Source organism: Pseudofrankia coriaricola, from assembly GCF_001854805.1.
Lineage (GTDB): Bacteria > Actinomycetota > Actinomycetes > Frankiales > Frankiaceae > Pseudofrankia.
This window is the reverse complement of the sequence record NZ_MBLO01000210.1, coordinates 74134-95564: the sequence shown is the minus strand read 5'-3', so window position 1 is coordinate 95564 and position 21431 is coordinate 74134. Positions and strand designations below refer to the sequence as shown.

The following is a 21431-nucleotide window of genomic DNA, read 5'->3' as shown; positions in this document are numbered from 1 at the left end:
TGTGGCTGGCATGCCCTAGGCTTCGGACGTGCGGTGGTGGCGAGGGCTGGACAACACACCCGTCGACTGGCGTGGTGGCGTTGTCACGATCGGCTTCTTCGACGGCGTGCACGTGGGACACCGTAAGATCATCGGGCTCGCCGTCGAGCGGGCCAGGGCGCTGGGCGTGCCGTCGCTGGTGCTCACCTTCGACCCGCACCCCGCCGAGGTCGTGCGCCCAGGCAGCCATCCCGCGCTGCTGACCACGCTGGAGTTCAAGGCCGAGCTGCTCGGGGCCATCGGCATCGACGCGCTGTGCGTCCAGCCGTTCACTCTGGAGTTCAGCGAGGTCACCGCGGACGAGTTCGCCGCCAAGATCCTCGCCGAGACGCTGCGCGCCAGGGTGGTGGTCGTCGGCCGGAACTTCACGTACGGCCACCGCGCCGCCGGCAGAGTGGACACCCTCGTCCACTCCGGCGCCGAGCTCGGATTCGAGGTCGAGGGCATGTCGCTGCTGAGTGACGACGAGCCCGAGGGCGAGGTGGTGGTGTCCTCGACCCACATCCGCGCGCAGGTCGCCGAGGGCGACGTGGCCGGCGCCGCCCACGGCCTGGGCCGGCTGCACCGCGTAGAGGGTGTCGTCGTGCACGGCGACGCGCGCGGGCGCACGATCGGCTACCCGACGGCGAACCTGCGGGTGACGCCATGGGCGGCCATCCCGGCCGACGGCGTGTACGCCGGGTTCGCCTGCTGGCAGGGCCGGCGTCAGCCGGCCGCCATCTCGATCGGGACGAACCCGACGTTCGCTGGCCGCGAGCGGCGGGTGGAGGCCTTCCTGCTCGACTTCGACGGCGACCTGTACGGCGAGTACATGGCCTTCGAGTTCGTCGCCCTGCTGCGTCCGACGCTGCGGTTCGACTCGGTCGAGGAGCTCGTCCGCCAGATGGCCCTGGACGTGGAGGCCACCCGCACCGCGACCACCTCCACCTGACCCAGCGGGGAGGCTGGGCTCGGCGAGGAAGCTCGGTAGCGGGTCGGTTCCCCGGAGTTGATAGGCTTCGTAGTCAAGACGGGAGTGGTGTGTTCCCAGCACTGGGGACTCCTCGCGGGGGCCTCGCACTGGGATCTCACACTGGGATCTTTAGCACGAGGGACCACATGAGGGCCCACAGCACTTGGAACTCCACTTTGCTCGGGTGACTGAGACCCCGAGCGCGCCACCCCGCATGACAGATGAAGGTGGATCGTGCCGCTTTCCAGCGACGTGAAGCAGAAGATCATGACCGAGTACGCCACGGTCGAGCGCGACACCGGCTCACCCGAGGTGCAGGTCGCGATGCTGACCCGACGGATCAGCGACCTGACCGAGCACCTGAAGGTGCACAAGCACGACCACCACAGCCGCCGTGGCCTGCTCCTGCTGGTCGGGCGGCGCCGGCGACTGCTGAACTACCTGCAGAAGACGGACATCAGCCGGTACCGGGCCCTGATCGAGAGACTGGGTCTGCGCCGGTAGCTAGCAGAGGGAGTGGCCGTGGGCCGCTCCCTCTGGCGTCGTGGGCGGATAAGTCCGGTTGCTGCCGTTCTGGCGAGGTGGGCGATTCGTGGTCGCCGCCCTTCGGGCGGCTCCCGAAGCCCGTGATGCTGCTCCGGGGGGCGACCCCCGGACCCCCGATGCGATCCGCTGGCGCGGATCGCCGAAGCCCCGGCCAGCAGCCAGCGGCCGGAATGTGAGAAATGCATAGCGGCGTCGAGGGAGGGTCCCTCGGCGTGGCGGAGGACCTGACCGGGTCCTGGCGGCGCGAGTCGCCGGTCCTCGGTCGTGACCCCCGGGCAGGCCAGGCCTTGTCGTCCGATGAGGCGGTGCCGCCCCGGGGGCCACGACTGAGCACCGGCATCCCCTCGCCTCGTCCCGGTCGGGTGAAGAGGATGGAGGAGCAACACATGGATGACTCGACAACGGCGACCGAGGCGGTCGTCACCACCCCCCTGGGCACCCGGACGATCCGGTTCGAGACCGGCCGGCTGGCCAAGCAGGCCGCGGGCTCCGTGGTCGCCTACCTGGGCGACACGATGGTGCTGTCCGCGACCACGGTCAGCAAGCAGCCCAAGGAGAACCTGGACTTCTTTCCGCTGACGGTCGACGTCGAGGAGCGGATGTACGCGGCCGGGCGGATTCCCGGCTCGTTCTTCCGCCGCGAGGGCCGGCCCAGCGAGGACGCGATCCTGACCTGCCGGCTGATCGACCGGCCGCTGCGCCCGTCGTTCGCCAAGGGTCTGCGCAACGAGATCCAGGTCGTCGAGACCGTGCTCGCGCTCGACCCGGACACGCTCTACGACGTGGTCGCTATCAACGCGGCCAGCGCGTCGACGCTGCTCGCCGGCCTGCCGTTCACCGGCCCGGTCGGCGCGACCCGGGTCGGCTACGTCGACGGCCAGTGGGTGGCGTTCCCGACGCACTCCGAGCTCGCCCGCGCGACCTTCGACATGGTCGTCGCCGGGCGGGTCCTGGAGGACGACTCCGACGTCGCGATCATGATGGTCGAGGCGGAGGCGACGCCGGGCACCGTGGCGCTGATCGAGGGCGGCGCGCCGGCGCCGACCGAGGAGATCGTCGCGGCGGGCCTCGAGGCCGCCAAGCCCGCGATCCGCGAGCTGTGCCGCGCCCAGCGCGAGCTGGCCGCCTCGGCGGCCAAGCCGGTCCGCGAGTACCCGGTGTTCCTGGACTACGGCGACGACGTGCTCGAGGTGCTTTCCGCGGCCGTGGGCGACGAGCTCGCCGCGGCGCTGCGGATCGCCGGCAAGCAGGAGCGCGAGAGCGAGCTCGACCGGGTCAAGGCGCTCGCGGTCGAGAAGGTCGGCTCGCAGTTCGACGGCCGGGAGAAGGAGATCGGCGCGGCGTACCGCTCGCTGACGAAGAAGCTGGTCCGCAGGCGCGTCGTCGAGGACGGTCTGCGCATCGACGGCCGCAGCACCACCGAGATCCGCGCGCTGTCGGCCGAGGTCGACTACGTGCCGCGGGTGCACGGCTCGGCGCTGTTCGAGCGGGGCGAGACCCAGATCATGGGCGTCACCACCCTGGCGATGCTGCGGATGGAGCAGAACGTCGACACGCTCAACCCGGAGCGCACCAAGCGGTACATGCACAACTACAACTTCCCGCCGTACTCGACCGGTGAGACGGGCCGCGTCGGCTCGCCGAAGCGCCGCGAGATCGGCCATGGCGCCCTCGCCGAGCGGGCGCTGCTGCCGGTGCTGCCGAGCCGCGAGGAGTTCCCCTACGCGATCCGCCAGGTCTCCGAGGCGCTCAGCTCCAACGGCTCGACGTCGATGGGCTCGGTGTGCGCGAGCACGCTGTCGCTGCTCAACGCCGGTGTGCCGCTGCGGGCGCCGGTCGCCGGCATCGCGATGGGCCTCATCCGCGAGGGCGACAGCTACGTCACGCTGACGGACATCCTAGGGGCCGAGGACGCCTACGGCGACATGGACTTCAAGGTCGCTGGCACCCGGGACTTCGTCACCGCGCTGCAGCTGGACACCAAGCTGGACGGCATCCCGGCGAACGTGCTGGCGGGCGCGCTGCAGCAGGCCCGCGCCGCCCGGTTCGCGATCCTCGACGTCATGGCCGAGGCCATCGAGGGGCCGGACGAGATGTCCGAGCACGCCCCGCGGGTCATCTCCGTGAAGATCCCGGTCGACAAGATCGGTGAGGTCATCGGGCCGAAGGGCAAGATGATCAACCAGATCCAGGCCGACAGCGGCGCCGAGATCACCGTCGAGGACGACGGCACGATCTACATCGGCGCGGCCGACGGCACGTCGGCGGAGACGGCGCGCAGTGCCATCAATGCGATCGCCAACCCGCAGATGCCGGAGATCGGCGAGCGCTACCTCGGCACGATCGTGAAGATCACGAACTTCGGCGCCTTCGTGTCGCTCACCCCGGGCAAGGATGGCCTGCTGCACGTCAGCAAGCTCAAGCAGCTCTCCGGCGGCAAGCGGGTCGAGAAGGTCGAGGACGTGCTCAACGTCGGCCAGAAGCTTCAGGTCGAGATCACCGAGATCGACAGTCGAGGCAAGATCAGCCTGTCGCCCGCGGCCGAGGAGAACGCCACCGCTGGTGCGTGACGAACCAGTGCACGCCGCGCCCGCTCGTCACCGGCCCGCACCCGCGGGCCGGTGACGAGCGGCGCGTCGTCTCTCATCCCGGAATGCCCCCCGAGATGAGGAGTTTTGCTTTCGCGTCGGGCTCGCTCGACGGATGATCCCCATGCCGGCAGGGGCGGACGGCCCACCGGACCCAGCGGAGTGACCAAGGTAGAGGCTGTGACGCAGACCGACACGACCAAGGCCCCGCCGACGCGGGCCGCGGCGCTGCTCGCCGGGCAGCCGACCGAACAGCTCCTGGCCGGGGCGGTACGGCGCACGGTGCTGCCCGGCGGCCTGCGGGTGCTCACCGAGCACATTCCCGGCGTTCGCTCCGCGGCGGTCGGCATCTGGGTCGGGGTCGGCTCGCGCGACGAGGACCCGGCGACGGCCGGCTGCTCGCACTTCCTGGAGCACCTGCTGTTCAAGGGCACGCCGAGCCGGGACGCCCTGACCATCAGCGCCTCGGTCGAGGCGGTCGGCGGCGACCTCAACGCCTTCACCGCCAAGGAGTACACCTGCTACTACGCGCGGGTCCTAGACGAGGACCTGCCGATGGCGATCGACGTCGTGTGCGACATGGTCGCGAACTCGCTGATCACGGCAGACGACGTCGAGGCCGAGCGCGGCGTGATCCTTGAAGAGATCGCCATGCACGAGGACGACCCAGGCGACGTGGTCCACGACGTCTTCGCCGAGGCCGTGCTCGGCTCGTCGTCGCTCGGCCGGCCGGTGCTGGGCACGATCGCCTCGATCGAGTCGCTCGGCCGGGACACGATCGCCGACTACTACCGCGCCCGCTACGCCCCGCCGGCGCTCGTGGTCGCCGTCGCCGGCAACATCGACCACGACCGGACGCTCGCGATGGTCGCCGAGGCGTTCGCCGACAAGCTCTCCGGCCCGGCGGACGCCGCCGCGCCGCGCGCCGGGGCCTACGGCTACCCCGGCAAGCCCGGCCTGCTGGTCTCGCGCCGGCCGACGGAGCAGGCCAACGTCGTGCTCGGCACCGCCGGGATGTCGCGGCGAGACCCGCGCCGGTTCGCTCTCGGCCTGCTCTCGACCGCGCTCGGCGGCGGCATGAGCTCGCGGCTGTTCCAGGAGGTCCGGGAGAAGCGGGGGCTCGCCTACTCCGTCTACTCGTTCGCCTCGCACTTCGCCGACGCCGGGCTGTTCGGCCTGTACGCCGGCTGCACGCCCAAGCGCGCCCGCGAGGTACTGGAGATCTGCCGCGACGAGGTCCGCCGGATCGCGCAGGACGGCATCACCCCGGCGGAGCTCGACCGCGCCCGTGGCCAGACCCGTGGCTCGCTCGTCCTCGGGCTGGAGGACACCGGCTCGCGGATGAGCCGGCTTGGCAAGGGTGAGCTGGTCCACGGCGAGCTGCTCTCCGTCGACCAGGTGCTCGAGCGGGTGGACGAGGTGACCCTCGAGGATGTCCAGGCGATCGCCGGCGAGCTCGTCGCCCAGCCCTGGGGCCTCGGCGTCATCGGCCCCTTCAAGAACGACAACGACTTCACCGCGCTGGTCTCTTGAAGCACACAAGATCGAATGTTTCAGCGTCAGGTCGCACTACGCTGACGGGGTGAGGCGGGCCCGTGGATGCGCCCGCGCTGGGCGACAGGTGGTCCGGTAATGATCAATGTGGGTGTGCTCGGGGCGCGCGGGCGGATGGGCGCGACCGTGTGCGCGGCGGTCGAGGCCGCGGACGACCTGGCGCTCGTCGCCGCCGTCGACGCCGGCGAGGACCGCTCGGCGCTCAGCAAGGCGGGAGTGGTCGTCGACTTCACCCACCCAGGCGCGGTGATGGACAACCTGCGCTGGTGCATCGACAACGGCCTGCACGCGGTGGTCGGCACCACCGGGTTCGACGACGGGCGCCTCGCGACCGTGCGGGGCTGGCTCGCGGCGAATCCGGGGGTCGGCGTGCTGGTGGCGCCGAACTTCGGCATCGCCGCGGTTCTCATGATGCGTTTCGCCGCCCAGGCCGCCCGGTTCTTCGAGTCCGTCGAGATCGTCGAGCTGCACCACCCGAACAAGGCCGACGCGCCGAGCGGCACCGCCCGGCGCACCGCCGAGCTGGTCGCCGCCGCCCGCCGCGAGGCGGGCCTCGACCCGGCCGGCCCCGACGCCACCACGACGGCGCTCGACGGCGCCCGCGGCGCATCGGTCGACGGCGTCCCCGTGCACGCGGTCCGTCTGAGCGGCCTGGTGGCTCATCAGGAGGTTCTCCTGGGCGGCTCGGGTGAGACCCTCACCATCCGCCACGACTCCCTCGACCGCAGCTCCTTCATGCCCGGCGTCCTGCTGGCCGTCCGCCAGGTCCCGGCCCGCCCCGGCCTGACCGTCGGCCTGGACCCCCTCCTGGATCTTTAGCGCCGTGTCCCGCTGCCGCCGCCGGGCGGGCGGGTCAGAGCCGGTCGCGTGCCGGGAGGTGGCGGCGGGCGGCGGGCACGGCGGTGGAAGCGACGACCAGGCGGCCGGCGGGGTCGCGCAGGCAGGCGAAGATGGCGACGTGCAGGGGCCGCGCGGCTGGCAGCACGAGGCCGCCGTCGAGCTCGTAGCGAGTGTTGGTGACCTTGCGAGACTGGGCTACCGGGTCGTTCGCGGCGATGGGCGGGGCGTCCTGGCGCCAGGTGACGATGACCTCGGTGCAGCCGTCTGGCCAGGTCCACCGCAGCTTGCCCGCGACGATGGCGAGGTCACTCGCCGGCTCCAGGGCGTCGGCGGGCGTGCGCGCGATCAGCTGGGTCCGGTCGGCGTCCGCGGCGTCCGGCGACGCGCCGGAGGCCGTGCCGGACGCGGCCCCGGTCTGTTCGGCCAGCGCGCCCGGCGCCTGCCCCTGGGCGGAGCCGGCGGGGAGCGGCCAGACGGCCGGTTGCGACCACGCGCCGCCGATGCCGGCGCGGACCTCGTAGCCCGGTAGCTCGGCGCCGGCCGGGACCCCGCCGTCCTCGATGAACGTCGCCTCGGTCATCCCTACGGTGCGGGTCGCGCCGTCGGCGCCGACGCGCGTGACCCGGTAGCGCGCTCCGGGGGTGGGGGAGGGCGCCCACCGGATCTCGACGGCGCCGGCACCGCGCATGACGACCAGCGCCGACGGCGGGGCGAGGTTCTCGGCGAGCAGGGCGCGCGCCGCGGTGGAGTCCGCGACGAGGCCGAGCACCGCGAGCGCGAGGGCGGCGCGTTCGGCCGGCGGGGTGGTGGCCGCGGCCGCGAGCAGCTCGTCGGCGCGCCGGTGACCGTCCTCGACGGCCTCGGTCACGGCGGCGAGCTCCGCCCCCTCGGGCCCGGGCACGTCCCGCCCCGTCCTCGCGAGCTCGGCGGCCAGCCGCCTGGCCTGCTCGAGGCGCCGGTCGGCGACGGCCCGGGTCAGCTCCGCCCAGCGCTCGCCGGCTCGCCGGACGGCCGTCTCGATCTCGTCCCCGAGCGAGCGGATCGGGGGCAGCGCGCTGCCGGCGATCTCCAGGGCGCGCGCGAGCTGGTCGCTGGCGGCGATCGGCGTTCCGGCCTCCAGCGCCGCCCGCGCCTGGGCGAGCGCGTCGCGCCAGTCGGGCAGCGGGCCGGCACCGGAACCCGAACCCGTCCGGTCGTCCGCGCCGGATCGCCGCGTGGGCGTGGACGGCGTCCTGCGTGTGTCGATGCGAGGCACCGTCGGGGGAGCGGCGCGCCGGGTGTCCGGGCCGGGTGCCGCGGCGGTGACGACCGCGTCGTCGACGTCGGCCTCCCGGGCCAGGGCCCGCACGACCGCGGCCGCCCGCGCCGGGTCAAGCCCTTCGGCCTGCGCGGCCGCGACCAGGGCCGCGGCGTCGGCCGGCAGCAGCCGGTCCTCCACCAGCACCGCGGCCGCCAGCCGCGGGCGCAGCAGGTCGGCGGCGGCCGTGGCCAGCCCGTCGAGGTAGGCCTCCGGGTCGCCGTCGACGAGCAGGGTGGTCACCGCGGCGAGCAGGTCGTCCAGCAGCGCGCGGCGCCGGTCGGGCCGGCGGGCGCGGTTGCGCGCGAGTGCCTCGTCGCGCATCGCGCGGATCGTCTCCCGGCCGCTGCCCGGCGGCACGCCGAGCAGCTCGAACAGGCTGCGCGGCGGGTCCTCGCCGACGATCCGGCCCAGCTCGTCGAGGTCCGAGCGGACCTGGCGAAGCACCTCCGGCGGCACCGGCCGCCGGGTGGTGCGCTCGGCCGCGCCGGCGCCGACCCGCGGGTGCCGCGCGATGCGCCGCTCGAACTCGTCGTCACCGAAGCCGGCGTCCCTGGCGATCTTCCGCAGGCCGGGGATCTTGTCCTCGGGCAGCCCGCCGAACCGCTCGACGAGCCGCGCGACGGCCGCGTCCACGGCGGCGAACCGCCTGTCCTCACGTTCCGCCCTGGCGCTCGCCACCCGGGTGGCGAGCTCCGTCCGGGCGGTCCGGGTCCTCAGCGCGTCCGTGAGCTCGCTGTGCCGGGCCAGCAGGGCCAGCACCACGCCCCGGTAGCGGGGATGGTCACGGCTGCGCTGCCAGAACGCCCAGACCTCGTCCATCCGCGCCGCGACGGCCGCGTCGTCGAGCGCGGCGACCTCCTCCAGCGGTATGTCGTAGATCTCGAACGGGTCGCTGTGCTCCGCGCCGCCGCGGGCGTGAATGGGCGCGAGCACCCGGCTCCGGTAGTCGTTGGCGTCGAACGGCCGCATCAGGCCTCCCCTCCTTCCCCACCGGTTGGCTAGGCGGGGGCCCGGCCCGCGTCGGCGGGTTCGGCCTCATGCCACTCGGTAGCCAACCGGCGGGGTCCCCGCGGACGGCCCGGGGCAGAAATGACGATGGTGCGACGCATCCGGTCAGGTCCACCCGGTCGGCGGGTCGCCGAGCCCACCGCCGCGGAAGCCCGGGCCTGGCTTGGGTGGGCCGTCTCCGGGCTTCTCGCCTGGCTGGGCGGCCCGGCCGGCGTCCCTGGCGCGGCGCGCCCGCGCGACCTGCTCGCGCTCCCTGGCCACGTCGGCCTGGCTCAGCGCCGCGGACGTCTCCACCCGCACGGTCAGTGGCTGGTCGGCGAGCCCCTCGTGCCGGGCGGTGACCTCCAGCATCCCGTCGAAGCCCATCCGGAAGGTGATCTCGATCTCCGTGCCGGCCGAGTAGCCGGGCGGGATGTCGGTGATCTCGGCCGCGGCGATGATCTTGTTGTCCTCGATCCGGCGGGACTCGGTGCCGCCCGCCTGCTCGACGACGTAGACGGTGACGGTGTCCTGGTCGTCGCGCACGGTGCCGAACGGGCGGCGCACGATCACCGGCAGCCGGTCGTTGCGGTGCACCAGGAAGACGGCGCCGTGGTCGCCGAACCGGTCGAGCGCGAGCACGCCGAACCCGCGCGAGATGACGTTGACGACCTGCACCTCGACGGTGCGGCGGACCCGAGGCGCAGGCAGGCCCAGTGCCTCGGCCAGCCGGCGGCAGGCCGCCTCCAGGTCGGACGGGTCCGCGGCGTCGACGCCCGCGCCGTCGGGCAGCTGGCCGCGGGTCACCAGGTCGTTGATGACGAGGCGCTCGAGCGCCTTCTTCTCGCCGTAGAGCGCGGCACCCCTGGCGACCGCCAGGTCGGGGTCGCTCAGCTCGACCGGGACGTCGAACTCCTCGGACAGCCGCCGCGCGATCGCCGGCATCCTCGACGCCCCGCCGACGAGCAGCACCCGGTCCACGCCGCGGACCCCGCGGGCCCTGGCGGCCTCGACAGCGGCGTTCGTGAGCGTGACGGTGCGGTCGAGCAGGCCGCTGGTCAGCCGTTCGAGCTCGGCGCGGGTCAGCTCCACGTCGAGCGCCGCGCCGGCGTGCTCGACCCGCGCGGTCGTGGCCGTCTGGTCGGTGAGCTCGCGGCGGGCGCGTTCCGCGATGAGCGCGAGGGCCTGCGTGGCCTCGCCGTCGTCGAGCGGGTCGGGCAGCGACGGGTGCGCGGCGGTGAACGCGCTCGCCAGATGCAGCACCAGTTTCTCGTCCCAGTCGGCGCCGCCGAGCTGGTGGTCGCCGTCGATCGCGACGACGGAGACCCGGCGGTCGGCGAGCTCGACGATCGTCACGTCGAACGTTCCGCCGCCCAGGTCGTAGACGAGCGCGACCTCCTCGTCGGCGGCGCTGGGACCCGCGAGCGTGCGCCGGTTGCCGACCTCGAAACGGGCGAAGCCATACGAGAGCGCCGCGGCGGTCGGTTCGTTGATGACGTCGACGACGTTCAGCCCGGCGTACTCGCCGGCGAGCACGGTCGCGCGCCGTTCCTCGTCACCGAAATAGGCCGGGACGGTGATGACGACGTCGCGGACCGGCTCGCCGCCGGTGAGCTCGGCGTCCGAGACCAGCGCGGACAGGATGAGGCCGCTGATCGCCGGGGCGGACCAGGCCATCCCCGGCGGCGCGGCGGCCGGCACGAACCGCCAGTCGCCCTCGCCCATCTTCCGCTTGACCAGCGAGCACACGTCGTCCGGCCGGGAGCGGGAGAGCTGGCGGGCGGTCTCGCCGGTGATGTAGTCGTCGGGGCCGACGAACAGCACGACGCTGGGCAGCGTCATCGAGCCGTCGAGCAGCGGCACGATCTCGGCCTCGCCGGCGGGCGAGACCCGCGCGAGGCAGCTGAACGTGGTGCCGAGGTCGATGCCGAAGACTGTCCCGTCGCCGGACATCCCGGACAGCCCGGATGAGCCACCTCGTCGTGCGCGCACGGCCAGAAACCTATCCGCTTCGGGACCACATGTGGTTACCCGTCGGGTGTACGACGTCGCATCGGACCGTGCGCCGTCAGCCGTCGGCCGTCCGTTGGCGTCCCGTCGCCGTGGCTCGGCCCGCGTCTGATCATCGATGACCGGTAGAGTGCGCAGCGTGTACCTCTCCCGACATCGGTGATCGACCGCGGCGATTCGTGCCGTGTGTCGTCTCCCACCTATCCGAGTCGATGTGAGAGGCCAGGTTCTGCCGCGATGAGCGATGCCCCGATCGTGAGGCCCGTCCCGATCAGTGGCTTCCCCGAATGGCTGCCCGGTGTGCGTGCTGTCGAGCAGAACTGGCTCGACCGGATCCGCGCCACCTTCGAGCGCTACGGCTTCTGCTCGGTGGAGACGCCGTCGGTCGAGTCGCTCGACGTGCTCGCGGCGAAGGGGGAGACCTCCCAGGAGGTCTACGCGCTGCGCCGGCTACAGGCCGAGCCCGGCGATGAGAGCGGCCGGCTCGGGCTGCACTTCGACCTGACCGTGCCGTTCGCCCGCTACGTCGCCGCGCACTTCAACGAGCTGGCCTTCCCGTTCCGCCGCTACCAGATCCAGCGGGTCTGGCGGGGCGAGCGGCCGCAGGAGGGCCGGTTCCGCGAGTTCACCCAGTGCGACATCGACGTCATCAACGTCGACCAGGTGCCGCTGTACTTCGACGCCGAGCTGCCGCGCATCGTCCACGAGGTGCTCACCGACCTCGGCGTGCCGGCCTGGACGCTGAACGTCAACAACCGCAAGCTGCTGCAGGGCTTCTACGAGGGTCTCGGGATCGACGACCCGGTGGCGGTGATCCGGGCCGCGGACAAGCTCGACAAGATCGGCGCGGACGGCGTCGAGAAGCTGCTCGTCGAGACGGTGGGCCTGTCCGCCACGCAGGCGCGCGCGGTGCTCGACCTGGCGGCGGTCAGGGCCGACGGGTCGGCCGGTGTCGTCGAGGCGGTCGGCAGGCTGGGCGTCAAGTCAGACCTGCTCACCGAGGGCCTGGACGAGCTGTCCTTCGTCCTCGACGAGCTCGCCGACCTGCCGGCGGGCAGCGTCGTCGCGGACCTGTCGATCGCCCGCGGGCTGGACTACTACACCGGCACGGTCTACGAGGCGAAGTTCGTCGACTGGCCCGGCTTCGGCAGCATCTGCTCCGGCGGCCGCTACGACGACCTCGCGGGCTCGTTCATCCGGCGCAGCCTGCCCGGCGTCGGCATCTCCATCGGCCTCACGCGGATCTTCGCCAAGCTGGTCGCCGAGGGTCTGATCACGCCCGGCCCGGCGAGCCCGGCGGATGTCCTGGTCGTCATCCCGAGCGACGAGCGGCGGCGCGCCGCGGTCGCGACGGCGGCCCGGCTGCGTGCCCGCGGCCTGAAGGTCGAGACCTACCACCAGGCCGACAAGCTCGCCAAGCAGATCCGCTACGCCTCCCGCAAGGGCATCGGCGCGGTGTGGTTCCCCCCGTTCGAGGACGGCCGTGACCACGAGGTCAAGGACATGGCCACCGGCGACCAGGCCCCCGCGGACCCGGAGACCTGGACGCCCTGACGCTCGGCCCAGCTCGTCGGGCAGGTGAGATCGGGGCCGGAAGCGGCGCTCCAACCCCATTCTCGACTGCCTGAACAACGTCCGGCCACAGAGTCGGGCGGCGCCGTCGGGGCTGGGCCGTCGGGCGTGTGGTCGGGCACGGTCCGGCCAGGTGCGAGCCCGGGCCCGCACCTGGCCGTCTGCCCGCCGGTTACCGTGGATCGGCATGGTCGAACCGTTCGTGGAGGTGGCAGTGCGAGTTCAGGTGATCGCGCGGACGGAGTTCCTCCCGCCGGCCGACGTGCCGTGGGAGACCGACGCCGACGGCGGGCAGGCGCTCGCCGAGTTCGCGGGCCGGGCCTGCTACCAGAGCTGGAAGAAGCCGAACCCGTCGACCGCGACGAACGCCGGCTACCTGCGGCACATCCTCGAGGTGGGCCACCTGTCGGTGCTCGAGCACGGCACCGTCACGCTCTACTTCACCGGCGTGTCCCGCAGCCTCACCCATGAGCTGGTCCGCCACCGGCACTTCTCCTACAGCCAGCTCTCCCAGCGCTACGTGCCCGAGCGGGACGCCGAGATGGTCGAGCCGGACGTCATCGCCGCCGACCCGGAGCTGCACGCGATCTTCGAGGAGGCGACGACCGCGTCCCTGGCCGCCTACTCGAGGCTGTTGGAAGGCCTGGAGAAGCACTTCGCCGAGGTCGCGGCCCCCACGTCGCGGCGCAAGCAGGCGCGTCAGGCCGCCCGCTCGGTGCTGCCGAACGCCACCGAGACCAGGATCGTCGTCACCGGCAACTACCGCGCCTGGCGGCACTTCGTCGCGATGCGCGCCAGCGAGTCCGCGGACGTCGAGATCCGCGGGCTCGCCGTCGCGGTCCTGAAGGCGCTGCGGGAGGTCGCCCCGAACGTGTTCGCGGACTTCAGCCTCTCCACCCTCGATGACGGCACCGAGGTCGCCTCCAGCCCGCTCGTCGGCGAGGGGTAGCAGGCCGCTCGCTCCCGTGAACCCGATGGGCCGCATCGGGCAAAGAGATGTGTGAGCGCATACACCGGGGCCAGAGCGGCCGTCGTGGCCGTCGTGGGCGGCCGGCCCGACCGGCCGCCAGCTTCCCACCGAGGTGGTCGACTCCGCACCGAGCGGCCCAGTGGCCCAGTGGCCCGCATCCCGGAAAGACAGGAGATTCCGGAGAGCGAGAAGCCGGCAGGCACGAAGGGCTGAGCCGTCCGCGCCGGTACGGTCCGCGCCGGTACGGTCCGCGCCGGTACGGTCCGCGCAGTACTGGGTGAACCGTACCGGCGCGTCAGGTCTGGCGGCTCACGTTTCCAGGGAAAGAGGTCATGACGGCCAGGGCCGCCGGGTAGGCCGTCGGCGGGGCGGGAGGGTGGTCGAATGGACGCGCCCGACCGGCTCCAACCAGCCGAGCTGGCGGGGTGTGCGTGTGCCAGCGACGAGGCTTCGCGTCCCAGCCAGCCCGACAGCCCCGAGAGCCGGCCTCCACAGGAAAGGGCCAGCCGATGACCGGTGCGGCGGAATTCGCCACCATCCAGCCAGCCAGGTCCACCGCCGATCCGGCAACAAGGCCCCGCGCCGGCGCCAGCGTCGCGGGGCCGCTCACGGATGAGGAGGTGGCGCTGCTTGACGCCTACTGGCGGGCGGCGAACTACCTGTCCGTCGGGCAGATCTACCTGCTGGACAACCCCCTGCTGCGGGAACCGCTCGAGTCGGCGCACATCAAGCCGCGCCTGCTCGGCCACTGGGGCACCACCCCGGGCCTCAACCTGATCTACGCGCACCTCAACCGGGTGATCAAGGCGCGTGACCTCGACATGATGTACGTCATCGGTCCGGGTCACGGCGGTCCCGGCATCGTCGCGAACGCGTATCTCGAGGGCACCTACTCCGAGATCTACCCGACGGTCAGCCAGGACGAGGCCGGGATACGCCGGTTGTTCCGGCAGTTCTCGTTTCCGGGTGGAATTCCCAGCCACGTCGCGCCGGAGACGCCCGGCTCGATCCACGAGGGCGGCGAGCTGGGCTACGCCCTCGCGCACGCCTATGGTGCCGCGTTCGACAACCCCGACCTGGTGGTGGCCTGCGTCGTCGGGGACGGCGAGGCCGAGACCGGCCCGCTCGCCGCCAGCTGGCACTCGAACAAGTTCCTCGACCCGGCCCGGGACGGCGCGGTCCTGCCGATCCTGCACCTCAACGGCTACAAGATCGCGCAGGCGACCGTACTCGCCCGCATCCCCGAGGCCGAGCTGGACGCGCTGATGCGCGGCTACGGCTATGCCCCGCTGCACGTCACCGCCGAGGCCGGCGACGACCCGGCCGAAGGGCGCGCGACGATGGCGGAGCCTGGCGCGCCCGGAGGCTGCCCAGCCGGTATCGCCGAGGCGCACCGCCGGCTCGCCACCGTCCTGGACGAGGCGCTCGACGAGATCACCAGGATCCAGCGCGAGGCCAGGGCCGCTGTGGCCGCGGGCGGGGAAGCGCCCCGCCCGGCCTGGCCGATGATCGTGCTCCGTTCCCCCAAGGGCTGGACCGGGCCGCGTACCGTCGCCGGCAAGCCCGTCGAGGGGACCTGGCGCGCGCACCAGGTCCCGATCACCGACGCGCGAGCGAACCCCGATCGGATCGCCGAACTCGCCGACTGGATGCGCGGCTACCGCCCCGAGGAGCTGTTCGACGCCGCCGGCCGGCCGCGACCGGAGCTGACGGCGCTCGCGCCGGCGGGGCGGCGGCGGATGAGCGCCAACCCGCACGCCAACGGCGGCGAGCTGCTGCGGGACCTCACCCTGCCCGACTTCCGGGACTACGCCGTCGACGTGGCGGCGCCCGGCACCGCGTCGACCTCGGCGACGACCGTGCTCGGCCACCTGCTGCGCGACGTCATCCTGGCCAACCCGACCACGTTCCGGCTGATGGGCCCCGACGAGACCGCCTCGAACCGGCTGGGCGCCGTCTTCGATGTCACCGACCGGGTCTGGGAAGGCGAGATCCTGCCGACCGACGAGCACCTCGCCCGGGCGGGCCGGGTGATGGAGGTACTTTCCGAACACCTGTGCCAGGGCTGGCTGGAGGGCTACCTGCTCACCGGCCGGCACGGCCTCTTCTCCTGCTACGAGGCGTTCATCCACATCGTCGACTCGATGGTCAACCAGCACGCCAAGTGGCTGAAGACCACCCGCGAGATCCCGTGGCGCCGCCCGATCGCGTCACTGAACTACCTGCTCACCAGCCACGTCTGGCGGCAGGACCACAACGGCTTCTCGCACCAGGACCCCGGCTTCATCGACCACGTCGTCAACAAGAAGGCGGAGGTCGTCCGGGTCTACCTGCCGCCGGACACGAACACGCTGCTGTCGGTCGCCGACCACTGTCTGCGCAGCCGGAACTACATCAACGTGATCGTCGCCGGTAAGCAGCCGGCGCTGAACTACCTGACCATGGAGCAGGCGATCGCCCACTCCACCCGGGGCCTGGGCATCTGGGACTTCGCCAGCAATGACCAGGACGCCACTGGTGGCGCCGGCGCCGGTGGTGACGGGCTTCCGGATGTGGTGATGGCGTGCGCCGGCGACGTGCCGACGCTCGAGACGCTGGCCGCCGTGGACCTGCTGCGCCGCCACCTCCCATGGCTGCGGGTCCGGGTGGTGAACGTCGTCGACCTGATGGCCCTGCAGAGCGAGAGCGAGCATCCGCACGGCATCTCCGACGCCCGGTTCGACGCGCTCTTCACCCCCGACCGGCCGGTCATCTTCGCTCACCACGGGTACCCGTGGTTGATCCACCGGCTGACGTACCGGCGGACCAACCACCACAATCTCCACGTCCGCGGCTACATCGAGGAGGGAACCACAACGACGCCGTTCGACATGGTGATGATGAACGGGCTCGACCGCTTCCATCTGGTCGCCGACGTGATCGACCGGGTGCCGTCGCTGGGCGCGCGGGCCGCGCACGTCCGCCAGGAGATGGTCGACGAGCGGCTACGGGTCCGTGCTTACACCCGCGAGCACGGCGAGGACCCGCCCGAGATCCGCGACTGGGTCTGGCCCTACTAGTGATCCTGGGGACAACGGCCGCCGGGTGTGCGAAGGAAGATCATTTTCGCACACCCTTTGGCCCTCTAGTTTTTCCGAAACAGGCCGCCGGAGGCGCGAAGGAAGAGCATTGTCGCGCCTCCTTTGGCCCTACTGACCGGGACGGGTGCCGCCGTGGATGTGCTGGTGGTCAACGCGGGCTCGGCGACGCTCAAGCTCGCGCTCGTCGCGCCCGACGACACCCTGTTCGGCGCGCGTGAGCTGGCCGCTCCCGCCGGCCGCGCGGACCTCACGGAGCTCCGCGCGGCGGTCGACGAGCTGCTCGCCCGGCGGCGCGGCGAACAGGGCGAGACGGCCGCGGGCCCGGTCGCCGTCGGCCACCGGATCGTGCACGGCGGCACCGCGTTCACCGCGCCGGTGCGTGTCGACGACGCGGTCGCCGCGCGCCTGGCCGAGCTGACGGCGCTCGCGCCGCTGCATCAGCCGGCGGCGCTGGCCGCGCTCGGCGAGGTGTGCGAGGTGCTGCCGGACGCCGTCCAGGTCGCGTGCTTCGACACCGCCTTCCACGCCACCCTGCCGCCGGCGGCCGCCACCTACGCGGTGCCGGCGGTCTGGCGGGAGCGGCACGGCATCCGCCGCTATGGCTTCCACGGGCTTTCGCACGCCTACGCGTCCCGGCGCGCGGCCGAGCTCGTGACCGCCGCGGGCGCTGCCGGCGGCGCCGGCGCTCGTCGCGTCGTGACCTGCCACCTCGGCTCGGGCGCGTCGCTCGCGGCCGTCCGTGACGGGGTGAGTGTCGACACGACCATGGGGTTCACTCCGTTGGAAGGGCTGGTCATGGCCACCCGGTCCGGTGACGTCGACCCGGGGCTGCTGCTCTGGCTGCAGACATCGGCGGGGATGAGCGCCCAGGAGCTCACCGAGGCGCTCTTTCACGCCTCCGGGCTGGCCGCGTTGGCTGGCACCTCCGACATGCGAGCCGTCGTCGAGCGCGCCGGTCGGCAGGAGGAGGCCGCGGTGCTGGCCCTGGCGGTCTACCTGCACCGGCTGCGCGCCGGGATCGCGGCGATGGCGGCCTCGCTCGGGGGCCTGGACGCCCTGGTGTTCACCGGCGGCGTCGGCGAGCGCTCAGCCCAGGTCCGCGCCGCCGCGGCCGACGGCCTGGCCTTCCTCGGCGTCGCCGTCGACCCGGCCCGCAACGCGGGCCACGATCCGGCCGCCGGCGAGGACACCGACCTCACGGCCGCCGGGGCTCCCGTCCGTACCTTCGTGATCGCCGCCCGCGAGGACCTGGAAATAGCCCGCGGCGTCCGCGAGATCCTGTCGGAAGAGTGACTGCCGGGGCGGCCCAAACGGGTGGCACCCCGGCCATGGGCATGTCGGCGGCCTGACAGCCCGTCAGCCTCCCGGTACGAGAAGACGACAAATCTCCCATTCGGGTGTAGCTTCCCCGGACGAAAGTCTGGCATCGCCGTTTTTGCTTATTTTGTTTATCGGTAGAGATCCTGGTGGGGATCGCTGTCGCGGCCGGGCTCGGTCGCGGGGGCTGGCCAGCGAGCCGGAGCGGATACGCCATGATCTTCCGGAGCCACAGGCATCCGGAGAAGAAGGGGTTGCGTCATGCCAAGAATCGGAGGTCGCGACCTCGCGACCGGCGACATCGGGGTCATGGGGGCTGGCCTCCTCATGTTCATCTTCAGTTTCCTGCCGTGGTACGGCGTGAAGGTCGGTGGTACGAGCGTCGGTGGCGCGAGCGCCAGCGCGAACGCGTGGCACATGGGGTTCGCCGCCTGGTTCTCCGTCCTGCTCTGCCTGGCTGTCGCCGGGCTCGTCGCCGCGCAGGTGTTCGCCGGCTTCCGGGTGCCCACGCTCGGCCCGGTCCAGCCGGCGCTGGCGTTCGTTGGCGCCGGTGGGCTCGCGGTGGTGCTGATCCTGCTCCGCTGGGTGACCTACGACCGGCCCGACAGTGGGGATTCTGCCTTCTTCGGCGGGTCGATCGAGGCCGGCGCGCGGGCTGGGACGTACCTCGGCCTGATCGCCGCCATCGCGCTCACCGCGTTCGCCTTCCTCCGGTTCCGCAGCGGCGCGACGACGCCGGCGGGCGGCCCTCAGCCGCCGTACGGCCAGCCGCAGGGGTGGCCGCAGGGCACGCAGCCCGGCCAGTGGCCGCAGGGGCAGCAGCAGGTCCCGCCGCCGGGCGCGTGGCCGCAGGGCCCGCCGCAGGGGCAGCCCCAGGGCGGCTGGCAGCAGCAGCCGCCGCAGGGGCGGCCACAGGGCGGCTGGCAGCAGCCGACGCCGCCTCCGCAGGGCGGCTGGCAGCAGCAGCCGCCGCAGGGCGGCTGGCCGGGCGGCCAGCAGTAGTCGGTAGGAGGCGCCGACCTGATCGGTGCCGTCTTTGGTCGAGGTGTCCCGGCGAGCGTGCGTTCGCCTCTCCGGGGCACCTCGACCCGTTTCCGGGTCCCGACCCGGAAACTCGGCGACGTTGCCCCTTGCCTGTCAGCACCCGGCGCGGATGACCGCGCCATCAGGGCCGTGCCGGCGCGATCACCCTGCCTGGCCGTGATCAGGTCGACCGCGGTGGTGTCCATCCGCCGCTGACCACGGGGGAGGGCGCCCCGGCGCCCGATGGCGGGCGCGCGGTGCCCGCCGCCGAGTCGGCCGGCCGGTGCCAGCCGAGGGCACGCAGGCCGGAGAGGATGGCGAGCGCCACCAGCAGCGCGAGCAGGGTGGCCTTGACCGGGCCGAGGACCCAGGCGGCGAGGCTGCTGCGCTCGCGGGTGAGCAGGATCGTCGCGGCGAACGACGACGGGACGGTGATGACCGCGACCGCGTCCGGGCCCAGCTCGACCGGAAGCGCCGCGAGGCCCACCGCCATCGCCATCAGGACGCCGATGGCGACAGTCACCCGGGAGACGTCCGGCGAGACCGACAGGCCGACCGCCAGGCGCGCTCGGCTCGGCCTGCGCACGTCCGTCGTGTAGTAGGCGTACACCTCGCGGTTGTCCTGCACATCCTCGACGTACGTCCGCTCGACCGGGCGGTTGTAGAGGTCGAGGACGACCGGGTGGCTGATCTCGATACTGCTGTCGTCGGTGCCGATGCTGACGTGGTAGCTGCCCACGCCGGGGTCCAGGTCGACCAGGGCCACCGGATTGGCCAGCGCCAGGCCCCCGGCCGCCGCCCGCCACCGGGACGCATGGCGGGCGGGCGGGCGGCGGACCAGCTGCGCGCGCCGCTCCTCGGCCATCTTGATCAGTGACGGCCGGTACGGGTCGAGGGTGACCTGTGCCAGCGCCTCCCAGCGCCGGCCGTACTCGGCGATCGTCGAGAGCACGGGCACCGCCCGCGACCCCGCGGCGACCAGGTCGTCGACCCAGTCGACGAAGACCGTCAGATACCGGTCGATGTCGTCGACTGTGGGCTCATCGGGCAGCTCGGGGTCGCGCCGCAGTTCGCCGGCCGCGAGCAGCAGGGTGTCGGCGCTGGACAGCGGGTCGAACGGCTCGTCCAACGCCGTGAGAAGCGCGTCCTGCACCGCCTCGACGCGCCCGGTCCAGCGGCGCAGCGTCGGCTCGGGCACCGACAGGTCGGCTTCCCTGGCCAGGTACTCCCCGAGGGCGCGCAGCGACAGCGGCCGAGGTGTTCGTCCGTCCGGCGCGCGGTGGCGGGGCGTCAGGCCCGGCCGATTGCCCGAGAGCCGGCCGGGCCGGAACCGGCTGATCGCGTCCACCATGCGCCGGGCTTCCGGCGGCGGCAGGTACCCGATCTCGTTCGCCAGCAGGGCGACCACATATCCCTGAATCACAACCGAGGTGGAATAGGGCACCAGGTGGGCGTCGGATCCGTTCGGGCCGGTCAGGTTGAACGCGACCAGCGCCCGTTTCGGCAGCGTCGAGACCGGCAGCAGCAGCGACACCTCGGCGGGTAGCCGGCCACGGGTGTCGAGCCGGTGGGTGGCCGGCACGACCGCGTTCAGCAGGCCGTCCAGCGGGCCCCAGTTGATCGAGCGGGCGAGCTCGGCCCGGTTCGCCGACAGGAGGGTGAACTGGTCGACGACCCGGCGGCGCACCCCGCGGAGCTCCGGCGGCGGCACGAGCAGCGCCGTCGTGACCTCGTGGACGTCGGTCAGGTCGAGCACCGGCGCCGCGTCCGCGTCGTCCCGGCGGCGCCAGCGGCGTCGCGGGTCGGCGCCTCGTGACCCGGCACCATTCCCCGGCGGGCTGGCTCCGGCCATCAGCGCTCCGTCAGGTTCACGGTCGTCAGGGTGATGGTCACGCAGGCACATTAGGCGCTTTCCCGCCGATTCCGCTCAAGGCGGGCCCGGCTGGCTCCGCGCCAGTCCTGAGGCGGGGCGGATCGCGGCCCCGTGGTCCTCGCGGCGGACCTTTCGCGTTCGTCGCCGACGGGCATCGCCGGTCCCGCCGGGACCCGGGATCCGGTGGCCGCGGGGGCGATCGGGACCGGTCCCGACGCCCGGCGGACCGGGTTGACGCCGCCAGGCGTGCCGACGGGCCGCGCACCGGCGCGCCGTCCGATACCCTGATCGCAGACCCAGGGCCAGTGTCACCGACGCGGTGGCCGTCGAGGCAGCGCTGCTGTCGAGGCGGCACGGTTGAGAAGCAATGGACGGTTGATCATGCCGAAGAACTTCGGTCTTGGTGTCTCTGTGCGCAGGTCCCCGGTGGTGGCCGGCCGGCCGTTGGCCCGCCTGGGCCGCCGCGAGCTGTGGCAGCGCCTCGACCGCAACATGCTCGTCCTCGGCCGCCTGGGTGCCCGCCGGTCGCGCGCCTCCGCGCAGCGGTAACGCGGGCGGCAGCCCCGCGGGCTCTTGGGCGCGACGGGGCACTGGGCGGGAGAATGACGCTGGCGGTGCGACAGGCGCGGCGCCGGCGTGACGGCTGACTTTGGCGTCGATGGCGCGAGGGGTCCCCGCCGGCCGAGCCTGGCCGGGCCGGATGTACTGACCAGCGCCGACCACCGCTTGGCGGATCGGTGGGGAAGTAGGGGTGTGGGAGGTGCCAGCTAGCGTGGCCGG

Annotated in this window: 14 protein-coding genes; 11 read left to right on the top strand and 3 right to left on the bottom strand. The window is 72.8% G+C overall.

What is annotated here, in order from left to right:
* The first annotated feature begins 28 nt into the window (after positions 1 to 28).
* The 5 genes from BCD48_RS23515 to dapB all read left to right on the top strand — a co-directional run bounded on the left by BCD48_RS23515 (position 29) and on the right by dapB (position 6498).
* Positions 29 to 970, top strand: a complete 942-nt coding sequence (locus tag BCD48_RS23515) for a bifunctional riboflavin kinase/FAD synthetase (RefSeq protein ID WP_071050540.1) — start codon at positions 29 to 31, stop codon at positions 968 to 970.
* A 255-nt stretch (positions 971 to 1225) separates the two neighbouring features.
* Positions 1226 to 1495: a 30S ribosomal protein S15 gene (gene rpsO / locus BCD48_RS23510; RefSeq protein WP_071050539.1), complete on the top strand. Its 270-nt coding sequence runs from the start codon at positions 1226 to 1228 to the stop codon at positions 1493 to 1495.
* Between the two features lie 428 nt (positions 1496 to 1923).
* Positions 1924 to 4107, top strand: a complete 2184-nt coding sequence (locus BCD48_RS23505; protein WP_071050538.1) for a polyribonucleotide nucleotidyltransferase — start codon at positions 1924 to 1926, stop codon at positions 4105 to 4107.
* Between the two features lie 198 nt (positions 4108 to 4305).
* Positions 4306 to 5658 (top strand): M16 family metallopeptidase, encoded by a 1353-nt coding sequence (locus BCD48_RS23500; protein WP_241841940.1) that lies wholly within the window; start codon positions 4306 to 4308, stop codon positions 5656 to 5658.
* A 99-nt stretch (positions 5659 to 5757) separates the two neighbouring features.
* Complete coding sequence (gene dapB / locus BCD48_RS23495; RefSeq protein WP_071050536.1) at positions 5758 to 6498, top strand: 4-hydroxy-tetrahydrodipicolinate reductase; 741 nt, start codon at positions 5758 to 5760, stop codon at positions 6496 to 6498.
* 34 nt (positions 6499 to 6532) lie between these two features.
* Here the strand turns inward: dapB and BCD48_RS23490 are convergent, their stop codons facing one another.
* Together BCD48_RS23490 and BCD48_RS23485 are read right to left on the bottom strand one after the other, a co-directional pair.
* Positions 6533 to 8788: a hypothetical protein gene (locus BCD48_RS23490; protein ID WP_071050535.1), complete on the bottom strand. Its 2256-nt coding sequence runs from the start codon at positions 8786 to 8788 to the stop codon at positions 6533 to 6535.
* A gap of 144 nt (positions 8789 to 8932) precedes the next feature.
* Positions 8933 to 10759 carry an Hsp70 family protein gene (locus tag BCD48_RS23485; protein ID WP_071050534.1) on the bottom strand — a complete coding sequence of 609 codons (1827 nt, stop codon included), beginning with the start codon at positions 10757 to 10759 and terminating at the stop codon, positions 8933 to 8935.
* 294 nt (positions 10760 to 11053) lie between these two features.
* Here BCD48_RS23485 and hisS point away from each other — a divergent pair, with 294 nt between their 5' ends.
* The 5 genes from hisS to BCD48_RS23460 all read left to right on the top strand — a co-directional run bounded on the left by hisS (position 11054) and on the right by BCD48_RS23460 (position 18757).
* Positions 11054 to 12370 (top strand): histidine--tRNA ligase, encoded by a 1317-nt coding sequence (gene hisS / locus BCD48_RS23480; RefSeq protein WP_071050533.1) that lies wholly within the window; start codon positions 11054 to 11056, stop codon positions 12368 to 12370.
* Between the two features lie 205 nt (positions 12371 to 12575).
* On the top strand, positions 12576 to 13337 hold the full coding sequence (gene thyX, locus BCD48_RS23475) for an FAD-dependent thymidylate synthase (RefSeq protein ID WP_241841939.1): 762 nt from the start codon (positions 12576 to 12578) through the stop codon (positions 13335 to 13337).
* Between the two features lie 530 nt (positions 13338 to 13867).
* Positions 13868 to 16417: a phosphoketolase family protein gene (locus tag BCD48_RS23470; RefSeq protein WP_083419083.1), complete on the top strand. Its 2550-nt coding sequence runs from the start codon at positions 13868 to 13870 to the stop codon at positions 16415 to 16417.
* Positions 16418 to 16570: 153 nt separating this feature from the next.
* Positions 16571 to 17731, top strand: a complete 1161-nt coding sequence (locus BCD48_RS23465; RefSeq protein ID WP_071050634.1) for an acetate/propionate family kinase — start codon at positions 16571 to 16573, stop codon at positions 17729 to 17731.
* A gap of 285 nt (positions 17732 to 18016) precedes the next feature.
* Positions 18017 to 18757 carry a hypothetical protein gene (locus tag BCD48_RS23460; RefSeq protein WP_071050532.1) on the top strand — a complete coding sequence of 247 codons (741 nt, stop codon included), beginning with the start codon at positions 18017 to 18019 and terminating at the stop codon, positions 18755 to 18757.
* A gap of 202 nt (positions 18758 to 18959) precedes the next feature.
* Here BCD48_RS23460 and BCD48_RS23455 read toward each other — a convergent pair whose 3' ends face one another.
* Positions 18960 to 20630, bottom strand: coding sequence for a hypothetical protein (locus BCD48_RS23455; protein WP_071050633.1), 1671 nt, complete (start codon positions 20628 to 20630; stop codon positions 18960 to 18962).
* Positions 20631 to 21032: 402 nt separating this feature from the next.
* Here BCD48_RS23455 and BCD48_RS52470 point away from each other — a divergent pair, with 402 nt between their 5' ends.
* Positions 21033 to 21200 (top strand): hypothetical protein, encoded by a 168-nt coding sequence (locus BCD48_RS52470; protein WP_198543361.1) that lies wholly within the window; start codon positions 21033 to 21035, stop codon positions 21198 to 21200.
* Positions 21201 to 21431 lie beyond the last annotated feature (231 nt).

Coding starts and splice junctions, on each gene's coding strand:
- BCD48_RS23505 (WP_071050538.1), top strand. CDS start 1,924: ATGGATGACTCGACAACGGCGACCGAGGCGGTCGTCACCACCCCCCTG.
- dapB (WP_071050536.1), top strand. CDS start 5,758: ATGATCAATGTGGGTGTGCTCGGGGCGCGCGGGCGGATGGGCGCGACC.
- BCD48_RS23490 (WP_071050535.1), bottom strand. CDS start 8,788: ATGCGGCCGTTCGACGCCAACGACTACCGGAGCCGGGTGCTCGCGCCC.
- BCD48_RS23485 (WP_071050534.1), bottom strand. CDS start 10,759: ATGTCCGGCGACGGGACAGTCTTCGGCATCGACCTCGGCACCACGTTC.
- hisS (WP_071050533.1), top strand. CDS start 11,054: ATGAGCGATGCCCCGATCGTGAGGCCCGTCCCGATCAGTGGCTTCCCC.
- thyX (WP_241841939.1), top strand. CDS start 12,576: ATGGTCGAACCGTTCGTGGAGGTGGCAGTGCGAGTTCAGGTGATCGCG.
- BCD48_RS23470 (WP_083419083.1), top strand. CDS start 13,868: ATGACCGGTGCGGCGGAATTCGCCACCATCCAGCCAGCCAGGTCCACC.
- BCD48_RS23460 (WP_071050532.1), top strand. CDS start 18,017: ATGCCAAGAATCGGAGGTCGCGACCTCGCGACCGGCGACATCGGGGTC.
- BCD48_RS23455 (WP_071050633.1), bottom strand. CDS start 20,630: ATGGCCGGAGCCAGCCCGCCGGGGAATGGTGCCGGGTCACGAGGCGCC.
- BCD48_RS52470 (WP_198543361.1), top strand. CDS start 21,033: ATGCCGAAGAACTTCGGTCTTGGTGTCTCTGTGCGCAGGTCCCCGGTG.